The sequence below is a fragment of the Paenibacillus sp. ATY16 genome (genome assembly GCF_003399985.2).
Classification (GTDB): domain Bacteria; phylum Bacillota; class Bacilli; order Paenibacillales; family Paenibacillaceae; genus Pristimantibacillus; species Pristimantibacillus glycanilyticus.
Genome location: NZ_NMOK02000003.1, coordinates 1 through 24,514 on the forward strand (window position 1 = coordinate 1; position 24,514 = coordinate 24,514).

The window sequence follows — 24,514 nt, forward strand, 5'->3', positions numbered from 1 at the left end:
AATAAGTGTCTACTTAATTGACAGAAGACCATATAAGCGAATTTTACTGTACGGAATCCACTGTAGACGAGGCAGCGATACGTTTTACCCACGCTACGCTGGATGAAATCCAGCGTAGCGTGGAATGACCATTCGGCATAGAACATTCTCCGTTCCACTGCAGTCCACTTGCCCCTCTCTGCAACGAACGCAACTCCCTTTCGGATTCGGCCGCAGGACGGCATCATCTTCCTTTATCTAGCAGGGCTCCTGCTTTAACGAAAGCGAATGTATGCGAATACATTAATTTATGATCTGCGCATAGGAAGGGGTTGTCCCCGTGAAAATTGCCGTTGCTGTCATACATGGGATCGGACAGAGCAGGGAGAATTTCCATGCCGAGTTGGCCAACAATCTGTGTGCCCAGATGGCTATTGTGAATCCGAGCGTAAAGCTGTATGTGGAAGGCATCTATTGGGGAGATATCGTGAACCGGCTGGAGGAAAGATTATGGAGCCGTATTCGGAGCAAGCCGCTGCGCTGGGCCAAATGGATGCGGTTAAGACCCTTCTTCGTTAACCAGCTGGGTGAAGCCATTGCCTATCAGGCTGTCCCCCGCGACAATGATCCTTCACCCGATGATTATATTTATGACGAGATTCACCGGCGTTTTGCCGTATGTCTGCAGCGCCTGTCCGATCTCGCGGGACAAGATGCTCCGCTCTGCATTATCTCTCACAGCCTAGGGTCTATCATATCGAGCAACTTTTTCCACGATTTGCAAAATAACAAACTGACGCCCAAAGTCTCGGAGGTTATCGGAGCAAGCGAGTCCAGGCTGGTGCATGGCGAGACTTTGACTCACTTCTATACGCTAGGCAGCCCGCTTGCCGTATGGGCTTTGCGCTTTAAGGACTTTGGCGTGCCGATTGCGGTTCCCGCCCCACCGCTTCAAGGACTTGGGATTGGCGAGTGGGTGAACTTCTACGACACCGATGATGTCATCGCTTATCCTATCAAGCCATTAAACGAACGCTATAAAAAAGTGGTCACCGCGGATATCGAGGTAGAGTGCCCGGGTCTGCTAAGCTGGACGCCTTTATCCCACCGCAAATACTTTCAGACGCAAGCCGTCATCGACCGGATTGTTCATTCTCTGAGCACACTGCAGGTGTATTACGAAGAAGAAGCCCTGCCATGAGAGGCAGGGCTTCTTTCCTTTGCATAACTAGAGCTTAAACTTGCCTACCGCCGCTTCCAAGCCTGCGCTGCGGCTCTTCAGCTGTTCGGTTGTGTCGGCAATCCGCTTTGCTGCTTCCAATTGATGCTTCGACATTTGCTCCAGGGTGGCCGAGCTGTCTGCGGTTGTGCGGGAAATCTGAGCGATCTGCTCAACCGAAGCCGCTACTTCCTCGGAGCCTGCCAGCACCTCTTCAGCCGCTGCCGAGATCTCCTGAATCTGGCTGTTTACATGAATAAACTGATCCATCGTCCGGTCAAACAACGCTTCTACCCGGCCCGACAGCTCCGTGCCCTTTACCATCTCGACACTGCCCGCCTGCATTCTCGCGCCGATGTGAACGGACTCCTGTCCAATCTGTTCGAGTAAAGATGTTACCTGAGATGCCGAGATAGCCGACGCTTCGGCCAGCTTGCGCACTTCTCCGGCTACAATGGCGAAGCCCGAACCATGCTCCCCTGCGCGGGCCGCTTCTATGGAAGCGTTCAGCGCAAGCAGCTTCGTCTGGTCCGAGATGCTTGTAATCGACTGAAGCACCGGTTCAATCTGCTGCATATAGATTTGCAGAAGCTCCACAGAATCTGCCGTTTGCTTGGCTACCGAGGCCATCAGCTCGACCTGCTGCCGCAACCCGTGAATGGATTCCCTTCCGTGCTCGGCCGATTCGAGCGCTTCATGCGATACGCTTGATACCTGCATGGAAGCCTCGGATACGCGCTGGATCGCCTGCGTAATATCCTCCATCGAGCTGGCGCTTTCTTCCGCTCCAATCCGTTGATGACGCGCGCCATCGGCCATCGTCGTTACGGAATGCTCGAGCTTTTCGTTCATCGCTACCATCTGAGCTGCTTCGGTGCCGAACTGCTCCGTGGAATGCACAATGCTTTGAGTAGTCAAAGCCATATCGCGGACGACATCCTCAAGCGTAACGCCAAGCCGCGCGATCATCTGCGTCATGGCCGAATAGACTTGTCCAATCTCGTCCTTCGATTTCACTTTCGTTACCTGAAGCTGCTGCCTTGCCTCCGCTAGATTGCCGTGAGCAATCGCTTCGGCTCCTTTTACGATAACTCCGAGCGGTCTAAGCGTACGTGCCAGGAAGAAGGCAATAAACAGGAACACGAGTAGAGTGAGCACTCCCATAATGATAAAAAGCGGCACGCTGTCCCCGATAACGTCCTTATAGATCGTTTTCGATACCGATACGTCGGTATCGATGCCAAGCACGCCGATCATCTTACCGCCCGCATCGCGCAAAGGAGCGTACGAGGAAATATAATCTCCGTATTCCTCATTGCGGATGATGCCGGATTTGGCCGTTTCCCCGTTATTCAGCTTCCCGATAGCGTCCGATGGAATATCCGTTACCTCGCCAATCGGCGAAGCGGAGTCCGAATCCTTCGGCTGCCCGTCGATTAGCAGAATCGGTTCACCCTTATCGTTAATCTGCACCGTATAGACGTACATCGCCCCGATACGTTCCCGGTACTCATTCATCTGCTCCCGGATCGACCAGTACAGATCATTCTCCTTCCGGTCCTTCAAAAAATCCGCATAAGCGCTTACATCAAACTGCCCGGCATAAGCCTCCGCCATATGAATATTGAAATTGCCGATCGCTTCCTCGCTTGCCTTTTTCGTATTCTGAACCTGAATGTAGATCAAGGCAGATGACAGAAGAACGAGAATCGCCAATATCATCACTGCTAACTTCAGTATCAACCGGCTCCGAAACATATACATGCTGTCTTTACCCCTTCGACTAGTTATTCCAATTACCATCCTACAAATTTCCCTATTTTTCCTTAGGTTTCGACATAACCCTGGCATTTTCCTCCATTAGGGAAAAACAAAAACACCTTCAACCGTAAAGGTTAAAGGTGTTCTCGCCAGTGCTATACTAAGCGCCGCAGCATTTCTTGTATTTTTTCCCGCTTCCGCATGGACATGGCTCGTTCCGGCCAACCTTGGCCGATCCGGCACGCTGCTGCATCGGCACGACGTTGTTGACAGGAGCCACTCCCGCGCCGGACGAATCCAGTTCGTTAGGCTTGAAGCCGCCATTCGACCACATCCGGGTATTGTTGTATACGTTGATAACCAGATGGACAACCATCTCCAGCTGCTCTCTTGACGGAATCTCGATTCCCCGGGCTTCGAAGCCCATCATGATCTCTTCAAGCGGCTTTGCCATGGAGCAGTCGAATTGAATTTCTGAGATAAGATCCTCGACAACGTCTGTTTCCGGGCACAAATATTGGAGAACATACTTCTCGAGTCCGGCCAGTTGAGGCGTTACCTCATAGTAGCCATAGTCCGCATAGCGGAGAAACTCTTGTTTGTCCGGGATATAGTAAGGCTTGCCGGCAACGCTTGCCAGCAGTTCTTCCAGCTCCTCCTGATTGTCCTCATCATAATAGTCCGCAAGCAGTCTGTTATCCGCCACATGCCAGCTCTGCTCCCGTCGGGTAAGCAATTGGCTGATGCGTTCAAACTCTGCCTCATTCAGCTGATCCTCGTTCTGCGCATTGTAGATCTCGATCAATTGATCAAACGAGCAAACGCCATATAAATTTGTGGCCGCAAGAATATAGTCGAATACCTGCTGGCAGCGCTCGCGCTCCTTCAGCAAGGCCGGATTCACAACCTTCGCGTATGTCTCCTTCACTTCTTCGGGCAGTACGTAATACAGCTTGTCCTCCTCGTAGAACGAATAGACAAGTCCTGCGTTCATCAGAAAAATATAAGCTCCGGGAACCACAGTATCATCTTGCAGCGATGGAACAACCAGAAGCTTCTGCAGCAGCTCCCACTCCTGGGAAGTAGCCATGAGGAGCGCCATGCTCAATTCTTCCGAAGTCATGATCGATGCTTGAACCGCATCCGCAAGCTCTTGCTTCTTCAGCTTGGAGCGTCCTTTAATCTCATAATTGCCGGCCAACAGATTCAGCTTGTCCTTTGTCAGAAGCTGCAAAATCTCCGCAAGCCTGGTCTTAACCTCGCCTTTAATCGCATACTGGATGTTCATCTGCTGCAATTCTTTTATTAATTCATCCAAAACGTTACACCATTCCTTTAATTGTATGATTTCAGAAAACAATCCAAAAATTTCGCTGCCTCTACCATACACGGACAGCGGGATAATATCAAATGAGGCTATAAAAAGGGGATGCCCAAAGGCATCCCACTCGCATACGCAGGGTCGTTATTCCTGCACGAACTCAATCCAGTCAATCTGCAGGCCCGGCTTCACGAAATCCAGCTTAAGCTCATATAAACCTGCCGGAAGCTCCACCTTCACCAGCTTCTGGCGGATCCAGGCGCTTTCCGTGCCGTTCGTCTGAACGGTGGTCATCAGCTTGCCGTTGATCAGCACGTTGCATGCGCTTTGCGCCCATGCGAACTCGGTCGACATCAAATGTACCGTAATCCGGTATACGCCGCTTTGCTCGACCTTCATCACAGCCGGCTCTCCCGCCGTAAACACCACCTGGGCACGGTCGGTCAGCGACTGCGCTTGCGGCGCGGACAGCTCCGCGTCCGGCTCAAACCGCTCTGCCTTCTCTTCGGTCACCAGCTCTCTCCCGAATACCGGCGCTTTCATAATAAAATCGCAAATGTTCATGGCGCTGCGCTGCAGCTCGCCGCGGGTTAACGTTCCGTTCTCCAGCGATTCCAGCGTATTGTCTCCCCATACATTGGATTCCGCGCCGTAGTTGGACACCACCATGTACAGATCGTTCTGGGAACGAACCATCCAGTTCGTGAACTTTCGGTCAGCCTGGCCGCCCTCTGTGACATCATTCATAACCGCCCACCAGTCGGTCATAACGATCCCTTTAAAGCCCCATTCGCCGCGAAGAATCGTTGTGTTCAAATCATAGTTCGATGCCGCCCAATGGCCGTTAATCGGATTGTAGGAGGTCATGATCGAATTGGCTCCGCCCTCTTTAACCGCAATCTCGAACCCTTTCAGATAAATCTCGCGAAGCGCGCGCTCCGATACAACCGCGTTCACGCGATGACGGTATTGCTCCTGATTGTTGCAGGCAAAATGCTTCAGCGTCGCATTCGAGCCGCCCTTCATAATACCGCGCGTGCATGCTGCCGCAAAAGCCCCGGATACCAGCGGGTCCTCCGAGAAATATTCGAAGTTGCGCCCGTTGAGCGGGCTGCGGCGGATATTAAGGCCAGGTCCAAGGAGGGCATCAATATCGTTGCTGAGCAGCTCCCGCCCTTCCAGCACATACAGCTCCTCCACAAGCTCCGTATTCCATGTCGCTGCAAGCAGGGTACCGATGGCTACCTGCGTAGCTTTATGGCCGCTGTCCATACGGATACCCGATGGACCGTCCGCCGTACAGGCAACCGGAATGCCGAAGCCAAGCAGATTTTCGCTCACCCCGCCAAAAGCCGACGCCGTACCCGACGTCACCTTCGGGCTGGACATGCCTTCACCTCGGACAATGGCAGCCAGATCTTCATCGTTCAGCTGTGCGATGAAGGACTCCATGCTTGCTTTACCGCTCGCTACATCCTGCAGCTTGTAGCCTTGATCGCCCGTCTGCGCGAGGCTGGCCGGCAAGTTGTTCTCGATTCGCTCCGCAAGCGAAATCTTGCGAACCGGCACTTCCGCGGAAGTCAGCTCATACGTGCCGTCTTCCTTGCGAGCCCCTGGCTTCAATCGCGAGAAGCTGACCGTTGGAGCCATTGCCTCCGCAAGCTGCTCCACTACTCGAAGGGCTTCTACGGTATAGCCTTCTTGCCCGTCTACGGCTGCCGCCGAGACATTCCGGACGCTATTTCCTGCATAAATGCGGTACGTCCCCGCTTCCAGCACGTATGCGGAAGGATGGCCTGTCACGCCTGCATCATCATAAGAGGCCATCGCATCAACCGGGAAGCTTAACGTAAGCCGCTGCGATTCGCCAGGTTGAAGCTCCTTGGTCTTGGCGAATGCCGCCAGTGCTTTTGCAGGCTTGCCCAGCTGGCCTTGCGGCGCTTCATAGTAGGCCTGCACCGTTTCTTTACCCGAGTAGACCGAACCGGTATTGGTCACCGTAACGCCAAGCTCGATATATTCCTTACCGTCTTTGACCGCAAGCTTTGCCTGCTCCGTCACGCTGGCGAAGGTTGCGTAAGACAAGCCATAACCAAATTCGAACTGAACCTTCTCCGGCGCAAACGTCTCGAAGTAGCGGTAGCCTACATAAATATCTTCCTCGTACAAGTTGTTGAGCTCATTGCCATAGTTGCGGGTCGACGGATAATCGTCAATCGAATAAGCAATCGTATCCGTTAATTTGCCGCTTGGCGTTACGTCTCCAACCAACACGTCGGCAATCGCGTTGCCGCCCTCCATACCGCCTTGCCATGCGTAGATAACGGATGGAATCGATTTCATTTCCTCTCTGTTTAACCAGCTCATATCGATAATATTGGATACGTTCAGCACAACGGCCGTTTGCTCGAACTGCGCCGTAACGGCTTGCAGCATAGCGATCTCTTCATCCGTCAGCAGATAGCTGCCCGGCTTTGCCGCATTGTCCTGATCCTCGCCTGCCGTGCGTCCAATAACAACAATCGCCTTGTCCGATTGGGTTCTAGCCTGCGATACAAGCTCTGCCGATAGCGGCATTTCCTTCTGATGCCAAGGCTCCGCCGCCCAGCCGCCTCCGCCGTTATCGAAAGGATTTTGCTCAATCCATTTCTCGTAAACGGCTGCCAGCTCTTCGTTAACCTTAACGTTCTTCTTGCTCCGCATGCCGTCCAGCAGATTTGTCGTATGGGTTACGTTTACGCTGCCGCCCGACCCTGTCCCGCTGCGGTAGTAATTCACTTGCGTCCGGCCAAAGATTGCAACGCTTTCCCCGCTTCGAACCGGGAGCACTTGTCCGTCGTTCTTAAGCAAAACGGCTCCTTCCGCCGCAACCTTCCTGCTGAACGCCGCAAAACCTTCTAATGGAATGCCATGTGTATTCATAACGTTATCTCCTAATAAGTTTCTACATGCACTAACTATTATCATAACAAATTCTATATCGCGAAAACATAATAAACATTCAACTTTTTTCCTATATTAATTGTACAAATGAAATTTAAACATTAATTCCCAAATATCGTTAACGGTCCAATAACAATTGGGATATATACTGGAGCCATGCAGCAGAATATAAACTACCTTATTCCAAGAAAGGAATTCAGCCTATGGGAATTCATACGTACTTTCAGTCGTTAACCGACCTCGAGAGGATTATTCGCTGCCCGGGGAAATTTAAATTTCAGGCGCATAGCGTAGCCGAGCATTCCTGGAAGGTCGTTCAATACGCGAAGACTTTGGCGGATATTGAAGAAATGAATGGAGTCGCCGTGGATTGGAAGAAGCTCTATGAAATTACGAGCAGCCATGACTATGGCGAAATTTTCATCGGTGACATCAAGACCCCCGTTAAGCATTACTCCATGGAGCTGCGCTCGATGCTGCTGCAGGTTGAAGAAGGCATGGTCGCGCATTTTATCGACGATCATATTCCGGAGGAGTTCAAACCAACTTTCCGCAGACAGCTGCGCGAAGGGAAGGACCAGTCCGTGGAGGGCCAGATCCTCGAAGTAGCGGATAAGTTGGATCAGATCTACGAAGCTTTTATCGAGCTGCAGCTGGGCAACACGGAAAAAGAATTTATCGTCATGTACCGGTCAGCCCTGATTAAAATCAAAGAAATCAAGCTCCATTGCGTTGATTACTTCCTCACGCATATTCTCCCCGACCTTGTCGCGCAAGGCGTGAAATCCCCGATTGATATCGAACGGATTACGAAAGAGGCTTTAGCCGAGTAATCTCCTGCCTACCCAATCGCACTAAAGCCAGCCTCTTGCGGCTGGCTTTTTATATTTAATGAGCATGGAGCGGCAAGAACTCGGCTGGCCCGGCCGCAGTCGATATAGTATCATAAAGGCAACGTTGGACAACCGAAAGGAGAAGCTTTATGTGCCGAAATATTAAGACGCTGTATAATTTCGATCCGCCGGCATCCGATGAGGAAATTCAGGCGGCAGCGCTCCAGTTCGTCCGCAAATTGTCTGGATTCAACACGCCGTCCAAGGCGAATGAGGAAGCGTTCCATCTAGCGATCGAGGAGGTCGCGGAGGCGGCGCGCAAGCTGCTCGGCTCGCTGGTCACGAATGCCGAGCCGCGCAACCGCGAGGTCGAGATCGAACGCGCGCGGATTCGAAACGCGAAGCGCTTTGGCAACGGTTCCGAGTAGTTGAGACTGAAGGGACAGCCGCAGCCATGTTCCGGCGAAGCTTAGGCTGCCTCTTCTGCAGAAGCCCTGTCCACCGTAACATCGAACCTTTGTCTACTTCACGATACCCCAGATGTGGCAGACAAACGAGATAGCTTCAACGAGGAAGCCGGAAGAAAACAACCCCACTTCCCGTCAATCAAAAAGAAGACATCTTCCCTCTTTCTGGGGCGGATGTCTTCTTGTCTTATAGTACGCCAATCGCAATCAGCACCCAGCCAATTATAAAGGACAAGCCGCCAAGCGGCGTGACCGGGCCAAGCGGGCGCACTCTTTTCATACTTAATACATACAAACTGCCGGAGAAAAGGACGATTCCCGCCGCCAGGAACCAGCCTCCCGTTACGATAATGCCTGCATCCGGATAACGGTCCGCCAAGAGGCCAACGCCGATTAATCCCAATGCGTGGATAATGTGGTACTGCACACCCGTCTCATACACCTTGAGCTTATCAGGTTCGATCTTGCTCTTCAGCGCATGTGCGCCAAACGCACCGATCGCAACCGCTACAGCCATCAGAATACTGCCAAGCACAACAAACGTCTGCATCCTAATCCCTCATCTCAATTATCTACTATAATGCTTACGAAGTACGAATAATCACATATAGATCAAACAGGACTGTAAGTGTGATTATTCATTTTAGCATACCATGATCCACAATAATTTCCGATTGCTTTATAGCTGCCGTGGTAGTAGTGTAGGTGGTTGGAATAGCACCAGGAGGCACTTACATCATGAAATTCATTCAATCCACCACCGCAGAGTGGAACGGCTGGTCCCGCAACATTCGCCTATTCTTCCTTGCGAACATGTTATATCAATTCGGAACGGGGCTTTTCTCGGTATTATACAACTTATATATCCATGAGCTTGGCTATCCAGATGCCATGAGCGGAACCGTAGTCAGCATGCAGTCTCTTGCGACGGCTTTATGTTTTATCCCGATTGGCTTATTTGGTGATCGCGGCAGCCGCAAGAGATTACTCGTCATTGGCGCCTTATGCAGCGGAGTCGTACTCGTTGGACGCTCTTTTTTCGAATCAGAGAGCAGCCTCCTGATCACCGCAGTCCTAACTGGCTTATTTGCTACCATCTTTCAAGTACTTGCGATTCCCTTCCTTGCCGCCAATGTGGCTAAGACACACAGGCTGCGCATATTCAGCATCTACTCTGCCTTTGTCCTTGCTGCCCAAGTGGCTGGAAGCCTTGGAGGAGGTGTTATCTCTGATGTATTGCAAGCAGCAGGATTAAGTGAAAGGCTTTCGTTCAAGCTTGTTTTGTTTGCGGGCAGTATAGCAACAATAGTTGCCTTCCTGCCCTTGCAGGCTTTGAAGGAAACGAAGCAGCCTGAGAAACCTGCCGCAGCGGCGATCAACCAATCTACTCCGACAAAAGGGGAATTTAGCTTTATCGCAGCGTTTGCGGCTGTGGAACTGCTAATCGGAATTGGTTCCGGACTTGTCATTCCTTACTTAAATTTGTATTTTACGAATCGGTTCTCAATTTCGCTAAGCGGGATGAGCTTCCTGCTGGCGCTTGGACAAGTCATGACCATCTTCTCCATGCTGATTGGTCCAAAGCTGGTTAACCGGGTCGGACAGGTGAAAGCAATCGTGATTTTCCAGACCTTATCACTTCCGTTCCTGCTGATTACCGGCTTCACCAATATGCTTATTGTAGCTTCAATCAGCTTCTTATTCCGGCAGGCCCTAATGAACGCGGCTAATCCGCTCCTATCCGCTACGCTTATGGACCGGGTCTCCGCCAAGAAACAAAGCTTAGCCAATTCCTGTATGCAGACCGCCTTCATGATGGGATGGGCCACGATGGGTCCTCTCCACTCCCATCTCATTACGGCTAATGGCTACTACTGGGGATATGCCATTACGTTTAGCATCACTGGGTTTTTGTATGTAACGGCTTCAATGCTGTTCTTCCTATTGTTTCGGGAGAAAAAGAAGGTTCTAGTATAAGAAGGCGAAAATATCACTTTAAAAAAGAAGCCTTCCCCCCGCGGTAATGGGAGGAAGGCTTCTTTGTTGCGATGTCTGAACTTACAATAATTTAAACAATCCGTAAATAATAACTGCTGCTTGAGCGCGCGTTGCGTTGCTGGCAGGGGCAAACTTCCCATCCTCCATGCCGTTCACGATTCCTGCTTGCTGCAATGCTTTAATTGCTTGTGCTGCATAGTCCGAAATGCTTGAATCATCGGCAAACTTGAGTTCATTAACCGTATTTGGAAGTTTTACATTTGCCTTCGCTGCGGCACGATACAGCATAGCGGCCATTTCCTGTCTGCTGATTGCATCGTTGATGCCGTAAGATCCATCCGCTTTCCCGTTAACGATACCGAGCTGTTGGGCCGAAGCAATTGCTTGATAATACCAGGCGCCTTCCTTCACATCTGTAAAGGTGCTGGTTGCCTTGTCGCTGTTCGGATCAATTGCATTCATCAGCATTTGGATGAACTCTGCTCTGGTCACCTGATTGTTTGGCGCGAAAGTTCCAGTTTTAACTCCGGCAACAATACCCCGCGCTTCGAGAGCTTGGATGCTTTCCACCGCCCAAGGTACATCGTTCACGTCTTTGAATGTAGATCCATTGACCTTAGCGACGTATTTGCTGAAGTGCTTCGGAGTAAATTGGATTTTGCCCGTCGCCATGTTGTACTTCCCGTTTTTGACGATTTCCAGCTTGCCGTTATCATCGATGTAATAGATGACGACATTGTTTGGATTTTCACCCGGCTTCAAGGTGTAATCCATGCTGACTTTAACGTCATTACCGGTAAATTTCGTAATTTTCGTGCCGTTGACGCTTAAGTTGAAATTATAGACGGTATTTCCGCCTACTTGGCTCCTTGCCGCGTCGGGCAGCGAAGCCGGGTCTACGACAGATACGGACAATTGGACGTTACCAGTTCCGCTCGCACCGCTGTGCTTCAGCAAATTCGGATCGATTGAAACAGTGGCCAAACCGGTGTCGATAGCGATCGATTGGATCTGATCCGACAGCGCTAGAACTTGATCTGTCGGCAAGTTTACTTGAACTTCTTTAACGCCGGCAGCGTGTTGCACTTGAATCGTCACGGATTTGTCTGTTGATTGACTGACTCCTTGATGGAGATCACTCGCACTGATGGTTACGGAAGCTGTACCGTTGCTGTCCGGTTGAGCCTTTGCAGTGATATGATTTTTATCGACTGTGATGCTAGATCCCTGCGATGGCGTACCGCCGCTAGGTGGTGAAGTGATCGACCCTGCTGCAGCAAATTGCAACGTGCCAATCTTGAATAGATCCTGATAAGCCGTTCCGGTAGCGTCGTTCCAAGCGAACGCGCCAATGCGCGCACCGGCCTTCGCGTCATTTACCTGAACGTCAAAGCCGATCTGAGTGCCAATCTCAGGCGTAATCTGGATAAACGGAATCTTCATCTCGACGGTGTAGGAGTTCGTCGTCTCGTCATACGTCGTCGCGGAGGTCATCTTCGTTGCAATGCCCTGATTATCCGTCATGGCTGCGTCTACCGACGCAAAGCCGTCATACCGAACGCGGTAATGCCCGGAAGCGTTCGAGTACATTGCGCTGGACCCGTTCGTCAGGTCAACAACTACTTCGACTGAATCCTGCTCCCAAGGGTTTGCGTTCCCCTTGTCCAACGGTTCAGTCGGATCTTTGGTCACCTGCGCGATTACGTACAGGTTCGCGTTGTCCCACAACACGCGAGCGGTAGCGACCGGCATGTGCGTATCCGCCTTCGTGTTGCCTGCCTGCGTTACATTGATATCGATAGGCGTTGCCGTATTCCAAATGCCGTCCATATTGCCATCGATAGTCGGCGTTCCCTTTGCCGCTGTAGTGGTTTTGCCCCCAGCAGGCTTTGTCGGAGCGTGGTAATTCGCAAGGTATCCGGCCGGGTCAATCACGGCATTAAACGCCTCTTTCGGGTACAGGTTGCCGTCGAACAGCAACGGGCTGCCGGAAGCCAACCAGCTGTTAGTGTCTGTCAGTCCCCAGAGTGTGATACGCTGCACTGTGTCCTTGAAGGCAGGATCGGTATAAACTTGCATCAACCGCGCGTACTGTGCGGCTTGGGCTGTTTTCTGATCGGCAGTCTGCGTTCCGTCCGTGCCAGCGGAGATGTCCAGCTCGCTGATTGAGACTTTGACGCCAATATCCTTGAACATTTGGATCGACTTGCGGGTATTATTAGGGTTGGTGCCGAGGCCGTTATGTTCTTGCATGCCGACACCCTGAATGAGCTGCTTTCCTGGGTGATCTGCAGCCCAGCGGCTATTGATGTCTTTCACCATGTCGCGAACTGCCGCGGCCTTATTCTGGTCGTCCATGCTATAGTCGTTGTAGTACAACAGGACGTTGTAATCCGGCTCCGCTGCACGAGCGTACTTGAACGCCTGTTCGACATAGTTCGCGTCCGTCGCTTTCAGCCACGGGGTGGATTTCAGGTAGCTGTGCCAGTCTGTCGGACTAAGAGAGCTGTCACGGACGCTCCCCCCCATCGCTTCGTTGACGACGTCCCACGAGATGATGTTCTGCGTGCTCGCGTTGAACTTGCCGTCAAAATGCTTGAGAACCGTGTTAATATACGCGTTCATGTTCGCATACGCCCCATCCGCGGTCAGACCTGGGTTGGACGGAGTCGAGTCAGAGTCGGAGATCTTAGCGTTGTTCAGCCACGGAATCGACTGCCCTTCCCAGACGAGCGTATGCCCATGTACTTTCAGGCCATTGTCGATCGCGCTCTGAAGCTCCGTGTCCGCTTCGGTAAAGTTCAGATCCGCAACATCATGCGTAGAGGCGCTGGTACCGATCAGCGAAGCTGGCTTCATCGCATTTTCAGGCGTCACAACGCCGAACTGGGCTTTCAGGACGGGCATGATTGGGTCATGCATGTAATAGGGGCCGATGATGTTGCCCATCAAATAATCCGGGTACGTATTCTTAATGCTTTGCAAGGAGAGTACATCTGGGTTAATCGTTGGTGTTGTTACTGCACTCATACTATTAACAATAGTTAATGTAGCATCCGCACTTTTTGTAAATCCGTCAGCCGCTTTGTCGTCAAAGTCAGCCTTGTAAACGACATTATCGCTTGCGTCTTTAACAATAAAGTTGTCGATGTAGTAAGTTATATTCTTTGCATCCGTAGCTCCGCTATCACCGGTTTTAACAAACTGAATATAGGACCCGCTTGTGGCGGCCGTATAAGTATACGTCGCTGAATAGGAATTCCAAGCTGGGCTTGCCGCGCTTAAAGCTCCTGAGTTTTTAATCCAGTTGTAGCCGCTAGTTTGTAGAAGAATGCCTGCCACATCTTGGTCAGGTGTGTACAAGTCATATGAGAAGGTGTAGGTTTTGCCATCCTCTAGGTTCAAGCCGCTTGCCCCTGTGGCTATTTGCGCGCCATCCCACTGGTGCCCGCCTGTGGTTTGAACCTTTAAGAAATAATCGGTTACTACCGTAGTTAATGTAGCATCGCCACTTTTTATAAATCCGCCAGCCGTTTGGTCGTCAAAGTCAGCCTTGTAAACGACATTATCGCTTGCGTCTTTAACAACAAAGTTGTCGATGTAGTAAGTTATATTCTTTGCATCCGTAACTCCGCTATCACCGATTTTAACAAACTGAATCTGTGCACCGCTTGCGGCTAAGTAAGTATAATTCGCAGTGTATGAAGTCCAACCGGGGCTTGCCGCACTTAAAGCTCCCGTATTTTTAATCCAGTTGTAGTTTCCGTTGGTCTGCAGAACAATGCCCGCCACATCTTGGTCAGGGGTGTATAAGTCGTATGAGAAGGTGTAGGTTGTGCCGGCAACGAGGTTTAAGCCGCTTGCCCCTGTGTCTATTTGCGCGCCATCCCACTGGTGCCCGCCTGTGGTTTGAACTTTTAAAGCATAATTTCCATTCGTACTGCCGGAACTTTCCGCCGCACTCGCCTTCTGGTTGATCCCAAACTGCGGCAACAACAAGGCAACCACAAACACTATCATCAAAATCTGCTTTAACCGTTTATTCATCGCGTTACTTCCCCTCCAAAACGATTATAAAGCCTCCCGGCATTCGCCGAGCCTTGCGAAACTAAGGTTTTCTTTTACAACCAAACCTGTAACGTGTTAGTGTCCTGCTACCAAAGAACCGTACTGCCGGAACTGTCAGCCGCTGCCACTGTCAACGCGGCGAAGGGCATCGACGCGAACGACCAGCAATAGGCTGCAAAGCAGCGCCAAAGTCCTTTTGGACATGTTGTATGCCCCTTAAATAAGGGTCATCTCACGATAAAGCGCTTACACTTACATGATAAAAAAGGAGGCCTCCTTTCAAATCTTTACATAGTATCACGAACATGTCCTCCTTTCGTGATAGGTCAATTAAATGATAATACACATGAAAGCGCTTTACAGTATACAAATTAAAGAAGAAACTACTATATTTTATAGCTCATCTTCCGGTGTGACCAAGCTCGGTTGTGGAGTTTAGCAGGTGGAAGTCCATATAAAAAGAAGGAAGAGAGCTTTCTCCTCCTCCTTCTTTATCGATTCGATTTAGGTATTAGATCTATTTCTTCTTCCAGCTTTCGATCAGCGCTTCCGCGTCGGTACTTAATACGGCTTTGGCCTGATCCGTAACGTTTTTCTTATTCGCCTTATCCAGCTGCTTGATGAAGTCCTGCATCTGCTTGATCGCCTGATCGCGATGTCCTTTGTCCAGATGATGCTGCGCCTGCTTCAGGCTCGCCGAAAGCTGGGCAGCCAACGACTTGCCGACCTCGCCCGAGGCCATGTACCGGTCAACCAGCTTGCTCATGCTACCGGTACTTGTCTTCACCTGAATGTGAATCGTCTTCTGCAGCTTGTTTCCTGCCGCATCCTCTACGGCTATAACAACGGTTTGCGCTCCCAAATGACCGGCGAGCTCAATGCTAAGCTTACTTCCGTCATACGTTTTACCGTCAAAAGCAAGGCTGGCCGACCGGATCGCCGTCTTGCCGTCTCCGGCCTGGAAGCTTAAGTATCCATCATCCTCAAGCACGGCGCCATCCGCAAGCTTCGATCCGTTAGCCGTCAAAGTATAGACGGGCACTGCCGGGATTTCCACTCTAATACCAGCCGACACGTTTCCGGTCTTATCTGCGGCACTGATTACCAGTGTATAGCTTTGGTCCGCTTCGATTCCGCTCAGCACAGCCGACTGAACGCCTCGCTTCACCTCGGTAACTTCACCAACTTGCTGGCCACTCTGAAGCAGCTTAAGCCGCACGACATCTCCGTCCAGCGCATAAGGTCCGTCCCAATGCACGGTCAGCTTGCTATTATCACGCGTGAACTGGACATTCTCGACCTCTCCCGGCGGAACCCCGTCATCGACCGGGTCTGTCGGCACGGTTGGCGCGGTAAAGACGGATACATCGCCAAAGGTGAACTTATCGAAGTTGTACAGCCAGTCATTCCCCTTGAACAACAGGTAGACTAGATGCTTGCCCGTAACCGGAGCCGTTGCCGTAATCGAACCGTCAAAGACCTGGAACGTCTGCCATCCGCCCGTGCCGCTTACCTTAGCCGTTGCAATGACGGGTCCGTTAATGCCGTCAATTCTAGCCTCAATCGTTCCGCCGCTTGTTGCGCTTGCCGCCTGAACATGGAACTGTGTTGGACCAGCATCGCCAAAATCAACGTAATTGTACATCGCATACGGGTTATTCGGGCCGTATACGCCAGCCAGATAAGTCTGGTTGCCGCCGTTCTCCGTGCCCACATTTACGCTGTTCGTGAAATTCTCAGCCTCCAGCTTGCCGTAGGCATCCCTTGCCTTGCCTTTGATCTGCGAGAAGGTGAACCAGTCGAGATTGCAAGGATAGTCGCTCCCATCCGCCCCATGGAAAATGAGATACACATCATGAACGCCAACAGCCAGCGAATCATCCATGATGGAGGTTACGTCCAACCAATTATTCCAGCTGCCCATGGCGGGAACCTCGATCACGCCGGCCGTCGGACCGTCAAGGCTGTCCAGCTTCACTTCAATGGACCCGCCTTTATTGCCGCTCGCGAGATGCAGCGTAACGCCGGCAGCTCCTGAGCCAAAATCAATATCCTTATAAGACGCATACGCATTATCGTGAATGCCGTCCGCAAATTGTCCGGAGGAATTCACGCTGAGTCCATCGCTGCCCGCAAAGTTCTCTGCTTGCAGCTTCGCGTAAGCATCCGTCCGAGTTGGATCGGTCTTCGTAAATTTGAACCAGTTCAGGTTAAACAGATACGAGTCATTCGTCTTTTTGAATACCAGATACACATCGTGTTTGCCGGTTACGTTGCTCGTATTCCCCTGGTCATCTTTCAGCAGCGTAACGGCGTCAATAAAGTTATTCCAGCCACCGGTGCCCTCGACGTTCAAGGTCCCTACCTTCGGACCGTCCAAAGCATCCAGCCTAACCTCGATCTGACCGCCTCCCGTGCCGCTTGATGCCCGCGCAATGAAACCGCTTGCACCTTGTCCCGAGCCAAAATCCACGTTTTTATAAGCCGCATAGTAGCCGTCCTGAATACCGCCTAGTTGCTGCGAGCCTTCAATGCTGCCCTCCATGCCCGGGCCGTTTACGATATTAAAGCTTTCCGCTTCGATCTTGTTATACGGATTTTTAACGGCATACTCCAGGTGTTCCGCATCCTGCGGCTCCAGAGAGGTCAGCGCTTGCACGGCCGCCGCCGAGCTCCACGACTCAAAGGTACCGGACAGCTGCTGGCCAGCCCAGTTGCTGTCGACCAGATTGGCCGCATTGCGGTTGCTCCATGCCATATCCGTATTAAACGCCAGCCACTCGTTATAGCTCTCCGCGAAGGTTTTGTACTTGCTCTCGCTGCTGGCATTAACAACCTTCTGCAGATAGCCGAGGTTGCGCATGAGAATGGTTTTGCCGCCCTTCAGATCCCCGTTAGGTCCTTCGTAACGCAGCAGACCGTTGGCATCGACCAGTCTCTCCTTTGTAAAGGTTGCCCCCTTGAGCGCATCGTCCAAATAAACCTTGTCTCCCGTAATCTGATAGAGACCTACGGCTGCGCCGATAAACGTGCCCTGATTATAGTGGGTCGCATCCGGTATCGGGCCGTTTTGCGTTTCAATCCGGTCGAATACTTTGCCGTTGCCGTCCGTTAGCATCGTTTTGCCCCAACGGTAGATCTTTGAAGCGGCATCCAGATAGTGAGCATTGCCAGTCGCGTTATACAGGAATACCGCGGCTTCCGCGGCGGGGAAGTTAATGCAGGCGTTTTTCGTCGTGCGGTCATCGCTCTTCCACCAAATGCCGCCGCCCGCAAACCCGTCATCCCACTGCGTATCGTACACATAGTTAAAATAATATTCCGCTCTCTCGAGATACTTCACGTCATTCGTAATCTGATAGGCTCGTGTGCTTGCCATCGCCCACCACATAATGTCGTCGTTAAACGTGTTATTGGTCCAATCCTGGCCATACTTCGCTATCGCCCCGTCGAACACGTCGTCAATCTGGGTGCGCAGCTTCGCCTTCAGCTCCGGATCCGTTGCCTCCTGATAAGCATCCATCACCAGCTCCCACAGCTCGGCCTCCACCCAAAAGTCCTGATACCCGTCATGCTTGGAGGTTTTCCAGAAGTACTTCGCACTCGCATCCCAGAACGCGTTATTGTAGGCTTCAATCGCGGTCTTCGCATCCGCTGCCTCAAAAGCATGGGCACGGGGTGTTCCGTTTGGAATCAAGGGACTAACAGAGAGTGCAAGAGCAATAGGCAATACGATAAGCTTTGACCTTCTTCTTGTCTTACCGGTCACAAACATCCCTCCTGAAAAAATATGAATTGGCAAAAGAAAAGCCGATTCGCATGCGGGTATACGATCGGCTTCAGTCACCTAATAATATAAAGTCAGGTTAGTATTATGTCAATATATCATATTTAATTAAATCCTTTAGACTACTTACTAATAATATAACATGATATAACATTTATGCAAGAAGAACTACTTACCACCGAATTTGTCGAATCAAGGAGAGTATCTTTTTCAGCTCGTCTTCGGCTGCCGGCCATCCCTTCATCTCATTTTGCAGACGCTCCAGATTGAGAAATCCCTTCGCCACTCCGTTCAGCCTCGCAGCCAAGGTTGATCTCTCCAGCTCCTCCTCTGATAAGTACAGCGACATCAGCTTCTCCACTGCATCCGGGAACCTCTTTAAATAATATTTCTGATGTCTGGATTCTGCCGGATAAAAAGCGTTAAAAGGCGACAGCTCCGTACTCAAAATGCCCTTCGTTTCCTCCATACGGCTCTTTATCCGCCGGAAAGCCTCCGCCTGTTCATCATCCCGATAGAGCAGCAGGGACTGATATTGCCTGTCCTTATAACCGTTGATGTTATATGGATTATGGTTGTTCCAGAAAAGCTCCAGCAACTCGTCATAGGAAACAAGGGCAGCGTCGAACTGCAGCTCAACCGTCTCGGTATGATCGCCCATGCTGCGGTAAGAAGGCTCTGCCGTTGTCCCTCCGGCAAAACCCACGCGTGTCCTGATCACGCCGGGAACCGCGCCGAACAAAGCTTCCGGGCTCCAGTAGCAGCCCATGCCAAGCGTTATCGTTTTCTCAGCCCTATTCTCGTTCATCTTGTCCCCTCCATTGCCCAAGGAATTGTATCGATACATTATAATTTCCGTAAACGGTTTATCTCAAGCAGGAACGGCAACGCTATTGAAGAAAAAAGTAGGAAGTCCAAAATCGGGAGGGTTATCATGGGAAGAGTCGTTCATTTTGAAGTTCATGTCGATGACATGGAGCGCGCAAAAAAGTTTTACGGCGAGGTATTCGGCTGGACGTTCGAGGATTGGAGCGAATACGCAGGAGTGCCCTATTTCGGAGCTACTACGGGCGATGCCAATGCGATGGGCATTAACGGCGCGCTGATGAAGCGCATGGGTCCTCCCCCGCAGCCGGGGCAACCGGTAAGCGGCTTTGCATGCACGATGGGCGTGGAAGATTACGATGCGACGGAAGCGAAAATCCTAAGTCTCGGCGGCCAGGTAGCCCTGCCCAAATACGCGCTGCCGGGCATGGCTTGGCAAGGCTATTATATCGATACCGAAGGCAATGTCATTGGTATTCATCAGCCGGATGAGAATGCGAAATAAGCTAACGTCTCGCAAAAAGCCCAACCTCGCAAGGTTGGGCTTTTAAGCATAAAAGTAACTTAAGAGAGCCAGGTTACACCCTTATCCCGAAAAACTTCATTCCATCCCGTAGGAGGCTCGCTATTGGAAACGACGTAATCCACGTCGGGCAGATCGGCGATTCTCGCATTGGCCCCGACACCCTCAGATGCTTCGGATTCACTTCTCCCCTGATAAATATGTTCTCCAGTTGATCCGACCGTTCCTCTGAAATTCCAGAAGCAGCGTCAGCGTTGGAATGGAGCACACAAGAAACGTAAAGTTCCGCTTGTCCGTCAGATGGAGGATGATCTGCATGGCCGTACTGCCCTCTTCGATAATCAGCACGTCATTGTCTTCGACTAGTCTGGCCGCAAGCACTCCAATCGCCCGCTTCTCTTCCCATGAATGATTACCCGTTCGCTATAGGCCGGTTCAATCTCGGTTTCGAGCTTAACCGTGCCGCCGTATCATGTACAAATGTCCCCTCTACGCTTATAGTTATGGATATACCGCTTAAAAATAATGTTGTTTTATGTGGTTTTTAGTCAGAATACTTTGGCTTACTCTGTATTTCATTCAATATACAAATACTTAGCACCCCATTAACATTGGAGTTATAGAATTAGAACGACATGTAACAACAACAAAACAAAATGAGGGATGACGATGTCCGGTTTTCCGGTTAAAGGAATTCTGTTTGATAAAGACGGCACCTTGATTCAGTTTCATTCGTTCTGGGTGCCGATCGCGGAGGAATTTACGGATCACTTGTTATCCAGTATGGATGCGAATGAGACAGCTTCCGGTTTAAAAGAAACGCTGCTCGAATCCATTGGACTCTTCCCGGACGGGAAGGTAGATTCGAAAGGTTATCTGGCTGGGGGGACAACCGCGGATATTGCAGGGGCATACTTAAAAGTGCTTTCCGAATATGGTTATGGGCCGGAACAAACGGCCGGACTGCATGAATGGATGACGGAAGAGATTTACCGGCTCACCCAAGCCCATCGCGACCAACTGCTGCCTACGGCAGATTTGGAGAACGTGCTGCCGCGGCTAAGAGATAAAGGATTGAAGCTTGGAATCGCTACGGCCGACGATTATGAATCAACCCTCTTCTTCCTGAACAAATACGGAATTGCGCACTACTTTGATTTCATTGGCACCTCGGACCGTTACGAGAAAAAACCAAGTCCCGTCATGATGAACGAATTTTGCGGGCTAACCGGACTGCAGCCAAGCGAAGTCGCCATTGTTGGCGATACGTTAACCGATATGAGGTTCGCCCAAAACTCGGAGGCCGGACTTGCCATTGGCGTTCTATCCGGCACAAGCCAGCGGGAGGAGCTTGCTCCTTACGCCGGTCTGATCCTGCCATCCGTTGGCGAGCTGATTGATGAGCAGGACCAATTAGCTTGGCAGGCAACCCGCCAAGAATAGCCCGGGAACAACAAGAAGACCCTTGAGCCGTTGGCTCGGGGGTCTTCTTTAACGATCAGCTGATTCAGATATTGAAGTTCAATACCCCGCAAAGTTTTATCCGGCGGCAAAACGGTAAATCCCGCTAAAAAACTGGATAAACCCCGTAATTGAGCTGTCAACCTTTTTGTTATATGATAAGAAGGGTTTAAGCGAGCTTAATCCCGCTAAAGACACATTTCCATTGCGATAAGAGAGGAATATTAACTAATATGAATCCTAAACAATTGAACTATACAATGCCGGCCGAATGGACGGCGCATGAGCGTACCTTCATCTCCTGGCCCGTACAAGCTTCGATGGTCTATCCGGAGCATTACGAGCAGGTAAGCGCGGGTTACGCCGAGCTTGTTACGGCAATCGCGGAATTCGAACCAATCACGGTTGTTGTGAACCCGGCAGACCTGGAGAAGGTCAGCGCCCTGTTCGCAGGCAACGATGCCGTGGAATGTCTGCCAATCGAGCATAACGACGCCTGGCTGCGCGACAACGGCCCAACGTTTGTCGTGAATCAAGAAGGCGAGCTGGCGGGCGTGAACTGGAAGTTCAACGCTTGGGGCGGCAAATATTCGCCATGGGATCTGGACGATGCCGTTGCACCGCAAATTTTGAAGCATGTTGACGTGAAGCAATTCGATGCTCCTCTCGTCATGGAAGGCGGATCCATCCATACGGATGGCGAAGGCACGCTTCTGACCACCGAGGAATGCCTGCTTAATACGAACCGCAATCCGGAGCTCAGCCGCGAGCAAATCGAAGGTTACGTCAAAGAGTTCGTTAACGTGGACACGATCGTATGGCTGAAGCGCGGCCTAAGCGGCGACGAGACCGACGGCCATGTCGATAACATCGCTTGCTTCGCGGCGCCGGGCAAAGTTATTCTGCAGGTGTGCAACGATCCTTCCGACGAGAACTACGCGATTACGGAAGAGAACCGCCGCATCTTGAGCGAAGCGGTGGATGCCAAAGGCCGCAAGCTCGAGATTATCGAGATCGAGCAGCCGCCTTATGCGGAATACGAGGACACTCGCTTGACGCTGAGCTACCTGAACTTCTATTTTGTTAACGGCGGCATTATTCTGCCGGTGTTCGGCGGCGCGGCTGAGGAAGCCGACCGCAAAGCTATCGAAACCCTGCAGGCGGCATTCCCCGATCGCCGCATTCGTCCGATCGACGGCATGGCGGTTATCCGCGAAGGCGGCAACGTACACTGCACAACGCAACAGATGCCTGCTCGCCGGGCTTAATATACGCTATTACTAAAGCTTACGAAGCAGGTTTTTCTTCGCAAAACTTTTTTAGGAGGCATGAAAATCCATGAGAACGGTCAAAGTAGCAGCCACACAGATGAGCTGCACATCGAATATAGAAGAGAACATCCGCAAAGCGGAGGCGCTGGTGCGCGAAGCGGCGGCACAAGGCGCGCAAATTATCCTGCTTCAGGAACTGTTCGAAACGCCTTACTTCTGCCAGAAGGAAAAAGCGGACTACTATGTTTATGCAACCGAGCTGGAGGAAAACAAAGCGGTTAACCACTTCCGCGGCATCGCCAAGGAGCTTGGCGTCGTGCTTCCGATCAGCTTCTACGAGAAGAAGAACTGGGCACGCTACAACTCCCTTGCCGTTATTGACGCAGATGGCGAGGTGCTGGGCAAATACCGCAAAAGCCATATTCCCGACGGTCCGGGTTATGAAGAGAAGTTCTACTTCAATCCGGGAGATACGGGCTTTAAAGTATGGAAAACGAAATATGCGAAGATCGGCGTTGGCGTATGCTGGGATCAATGGTATCCGGAAGCGGCGCGCAGCATGGCTCTTATGGGCGCAGAGCTGCTGTTCTACCCGACGGCTATCGGCTCGGAGCCGCAAGACGGAAGCATCGACTCGAAGGATCATTGGCAAATGTGCATGAGAGGTCATGCCGCGTGCAACCTGATGCCGGTTATCGCTTCCAACCGCATTGGCGAAGAAGTTGACGAAGACTCGTCGATCAACTTCTATGGTTCGTCGTTTATCGCCGGCCCTCAGGGCAATCTGATTGCCGAAGCAGGCCGTGACGAGCATGGCGTGCTTGTTGCCGAATTCGATCTTGACCAGCTGGAATCGCAGCGCATCGAATGGGGCATCTTCCGCGACCGCCGTCCGGATCTGTATGGCGTAATCGCTTCGTATGACGGAGAAATCCGGATTAAATAAACCGTAATAACAGAAGGACCATCGGGCTAAACTAAGTTAGCCTGAGGGTCCTTCTGCTGCTATTCAACAGCCCGATTCGCTAATATTTGATCGATCTCGCTCTTCAACAACAGGTATCTATGAACATTTCTCATGATAGGAACTTTGGTTAACTGGTTTTTATCCACGAATACTTTCATTTGGTCTTTGGAGAGACCCAGTAACTTGCCTGCTTCAGTGACAGTAAATACAACAACGTTGCTCGTTGCGTTAAAATCTCTTTTTAATTTCTGGTTCCAGTCTTCAAATCCATTCATATGTCGTTTCCTCTCTCATTCCTAATCGATCGGATACTTCATTATAACATGTCTTCGGACAAAGACCTCAGTTCGAACGGATTCCTTCAAAAGCATTTGTCACCAACTGCTTCACATAATTATCGTCCAACGTGCCGCCCGTCATCAGCAAACGATAAAAGATCGGCCCGTAAATTAAATCGATGCCTAGGGCGATATCCTGATCTTTATTTAATTCCCCGCGTTGAACTCCCCTCTCGAACAGGCTTCCCGCCTCTTGTCGGCGGGGCTCAATATACCGGGTACGAATGGCTTCCGACAATCCTGCATCAAACTGACCTCCGCCAATTAAATCCTTTATTATCCTCCCCTCAGGGCTTGTTAGAAAACGTACCAAATTCGAAGCATGGATAACGATATCATCAAATGCGACGCCCGTGTCAGGTACGGGGAGTCTGGCTGCGGCAGCAAACAGGAACCCGTCCATGACTACGGCCGCCTTGTTAGGCCACCATTTATAAATCGTAGCTTTGCTTACTTTCGCTCGCTCAGCGATTTTCTCTACGGTGACCGTTTCAAAGCCGCTTTCCAATAATAGATCATAAGAAGCGGTAAGGATCGCCTTTTGCGTTTCCATATTACGCGGCCGCCCTCTTTTAGCTTCCACCTGAACCATCCCTTTCTTCTGTTTGTACATAAACCGGAAAACAAAAACGATACGTTCAGTATACTAAAAAAAGAGTCGAAGAAAAAGAATATAGCCTATTTACAAAACGATACGTTCAGTATATGATTTAATCATTAATTAGTGAACGTTACGTATAGTAATTGATTCGC

General features: G+C 50.9%; 18 protein-coding genes. 8 read left to right on the top strand and 10 right to left on the bottom strand.

The window, feature by feature from the left end; translation table 11 throughout:
• Positions 1-319 precede the first annotated feature (319 nt).
• On the top strand, positions 320-1,180 hold the full coding sequence (locus CFI03_RS02740) for a chemotaxis protein (RefSeq protein WP_127498306.1): 861 nt from the start codon (positions 320-322) through the stop codon (positions 1,178-1,180).
• A 27-nt stretch (positions 1,181-1,207) separates the two neighbouring features.
• Here the strand turns inward: CFI03_RS02740 and CFI03_RS02745 are convergent, their stop codons facing one another.
• The 3 genes from CFI03_RS02745 to CFI03_RS02755 form a co-directional block, all read right to left on the bottom strand.
• Positions 1,208-2,962 carry a methyl-accepting chemotaxis protein gene (locus tag CFI03_RS02745; RefSeq protein ID WP_248756410.1) on the bottom strand — a complete coding sequence of 585 codons (1,755 nt, stop codon included), beginning with the start codon at positions 2,960-2,962 and terminating at the stop codon, positions 1,208-1,210.
• Positions 2,963-3,119: 157 nt separating this feature from the next.
• A complete protein-coding gene (locus CFI03_RS02750) occupies positions 3,120-4,277 on the bottom strand; it encodes a YecA family protein (protein ID WP_248756411.1) in 1,158 nt (385 codons plus the stop codon).
• Positions 4,278-4,424: 147 nt separating this feature from the next.
• The gene (locus CFI03_RS02755; RefSeq protein ID WP_248756412.1) at positions 4,425-7,202 is read right to left on the bottom strand and encodes a glycoside hydrolase family 3 C-terminal domain-containing protein; all 2,778 of its coding nucleotides are present in this window, start codon (positions 7,200-7,202) and stop codon (positions 4,425-4,427) included.
• A gap of 224 nt (positions 7,203-7,426) precedes the next feature.
• Here CFI03_RS02755 and CFI03_RS02760 point away from each other — a divergent pair, with 224 nt between their 5' ends.
• Both CFI03_RS02760 and CFI03_RS02765 read left to right on the top strand, forming a co-directional pair.
• A complete protein-coding gene (locus CFI03_RS02760; RefSeq protein ID WP_248756413.1) occupies positions 7,427-8,056 on the top strand; it encodes a YfbR-like 5'-deoxynucleotidase in 630 nt (209 codons plus the stop codon).
• 149 nt (positions 8,057-8,205) lie between these two features.
• Positions 8,206-8,484, top strand: a complete 279-nt coding sequence (locus tag CFI03_RS02765; protein WP_201007183.1) for a DUF2277 domain-containing protein — start codon at positions 8,206-8,208, stop codon at positions 8,482-8,484.
• Between the two features lie 226 nt (positions 8,485-8,710).
• Here CFI03_RS02765 and CFI03_RS02770 read toward each other — a convergent pair whose 3' ends face one another.
• Positions 8,711-9,073 carry a DUF423 domain-containing protein gene (locus CFI03_RS02770; RefSeq protein WP_248756414.1) on the bottom strand — a complete coding sequence of 121 codons (363 nt, stop codon included), beginning with the start codon at positions 9,071-9,073 and terminating at the stop codon, positions 8,711-8,713.
• Between the two features lie 188 nt (positions 9,074-9,261).
• On the opposite strand from CFI03_RS02770, the gene CFI03_RS02775 reads away from it, so the two are divergent.
• Positions 9,262-10,500 carry an MFS transporter gene (locus tag CFI03_RS02775; RefSeq protein WP_248756415.1) on the top strand — a complete coding sequence of 413 codons (1,239 nt, stop codon included), beginning with the start codon at positions 9,262-9,264 and terminating at the stop codon, positions 10,498-10,500.
• Positions 10,501-10,581: 81 nt separating this feature from the next.
• Here CFI03_RS02775 and CFI03_RS02780 read toward each other — a convergent pair whose 3' ends face one another.
• The 3 genes from CFI03_RS02780 to CFI03_RS02790 form a co-directional block, all read right to left on the bottom strand.
• On the bottom strand, positions 10,582-14,541 hold the full coding sequence (locus CFI03_RS02780; protein ID WP_248756416.1) for an endo-1,4-beta-xylanase: 3,960 nt from the start codon (positions 14,539-14,541) through the stop codon (positions 10,582-10,584).
• A 565-nt stretch (positions 14,542-15,106) separates the two neighbouring features.
• A complete protein-coding gene (locus tag CFI03_RS02785) occupies positions 15,107-18,358 on the bottom strand; it encodes a carbohydrate-binding protein (RefSeq protein ID WP_248756417.1) in 3,252 nt (1,083 codons plus the stop codon).
• Positions 18,359-18,548: 190 nt separating this feature from the next.
• Entirely contained in the window at positions 18,549-19,184 is a 636-nt protein-coding gene (locus CFI03_RS02790; protein WP_248756418.1) for a peptide-methionine (S)-S-oxide reductase MsrA, read from the bottom strand.
• Between the two features lie 126 nt (positions 19,185-19,310).
• On the opposite strand from CFI03_RS02790, the gene CFI03_RS02795 reads away from it, so the two are divergent.
• Positions 19,311-19,706: a VOC family protein gene (locus tag CFI03_RS02795; RefSeq protein ID WP_127498329.1), complete on the top strand. Its 396-nt coding sequence runs from the start codon at positions 19,311-19,313 to the stop codon at positions 19,704-19,706.
• 198 nt (positions 19,707-19,904) lie between these two features.
• Here CFI03_RS02795 and CFI03_RS02800 read toward each other — a convergent pair whose 3' ends face one another.
• Complete coding sequence (locus CFI03_RS02800; RefSeq protein WP_248756419.1) at positions 19,905-20,105, bottom strand: hypothetical protein; 201 nt, start codon at positions 20,103-20,105, stop codon at positions 19,905-19,907.
• A gap of 288 nt (positions 20,106-20,393) precedes the next feature.
• On the opposite strand from CFI03_RS02800, the gene CFI03_RS02805 reads away from it, so the two are divergent.
• The 3 genes from CFI03_RS02805 (at position 20,394) to aguB (ending at position 23,402) form a co-directional block, all read left to right on the top strand.
• Positions 20,394-21,167, top strand: coding sequence for an HAD family hydrolase (locus tag CFI03_RS02805; protein WP_248756420.1), 774 nt, complete (start codon positions 20,394-20,396; stop codon positions 21,165-21,167).
• 251 nt (positions 21,168-21,418) lie between these two features.
• The gene (locus CFI03_RS02810) at positions 21,419-22,453 is read left to right on the top strand and encodes an agmatine deiminase family protein (protein WP_248756421.1); all 1,035 of its coding nucleotides are present in this window, start codon (positions 21,419-21,421) and stop codon (positions 22,451-22,453) included.
• A gap of 70 nt (positions 22,454-22,523) precedes the next feature.
• Positions 22,524-23,402, top strand: a complete 879-nt coding sequence (gene aguB / locus CFI03_RS02815) for an N-carbamoylputrescine amidase (RefSeq protein WP_248756422.1) — start codon at positions 22,524-22,526, stop codon at positions 23,400-23,402.
• A 59-nt stretch (positions 23,403-23,461) separates the two neighbouring features.
• On the opposite strand, the gene CFI03_RS02820 is transcribed toward aguB, so the two are convergent.
• Positions 23,462-23,698, bottom strand: a complete 237-nt coding sequence (locus CFI03_RS02820; RefSeq protein ID WP_248756423.1) for a helix-turn-helix domain-containing protein — start codon at positions 23,696-23,698, stop codon at positions 23,462-23,464.
• Between the two features lie 67 nt (positions 23,699-23,765).
• Positions 23,766-24,353, bottom strand: a complete 588-nt coding sequence (locus CFI03_RS02825) for a TetR/AcrR family transcriptional regulator (protein WP_248756424.1) — start codon at positions 24,351-24,353, stop codon at positions 23,766-23,768.
• Between the last annotated feature and the right edge of the window lie 161 nt (positions 24,354-24,514).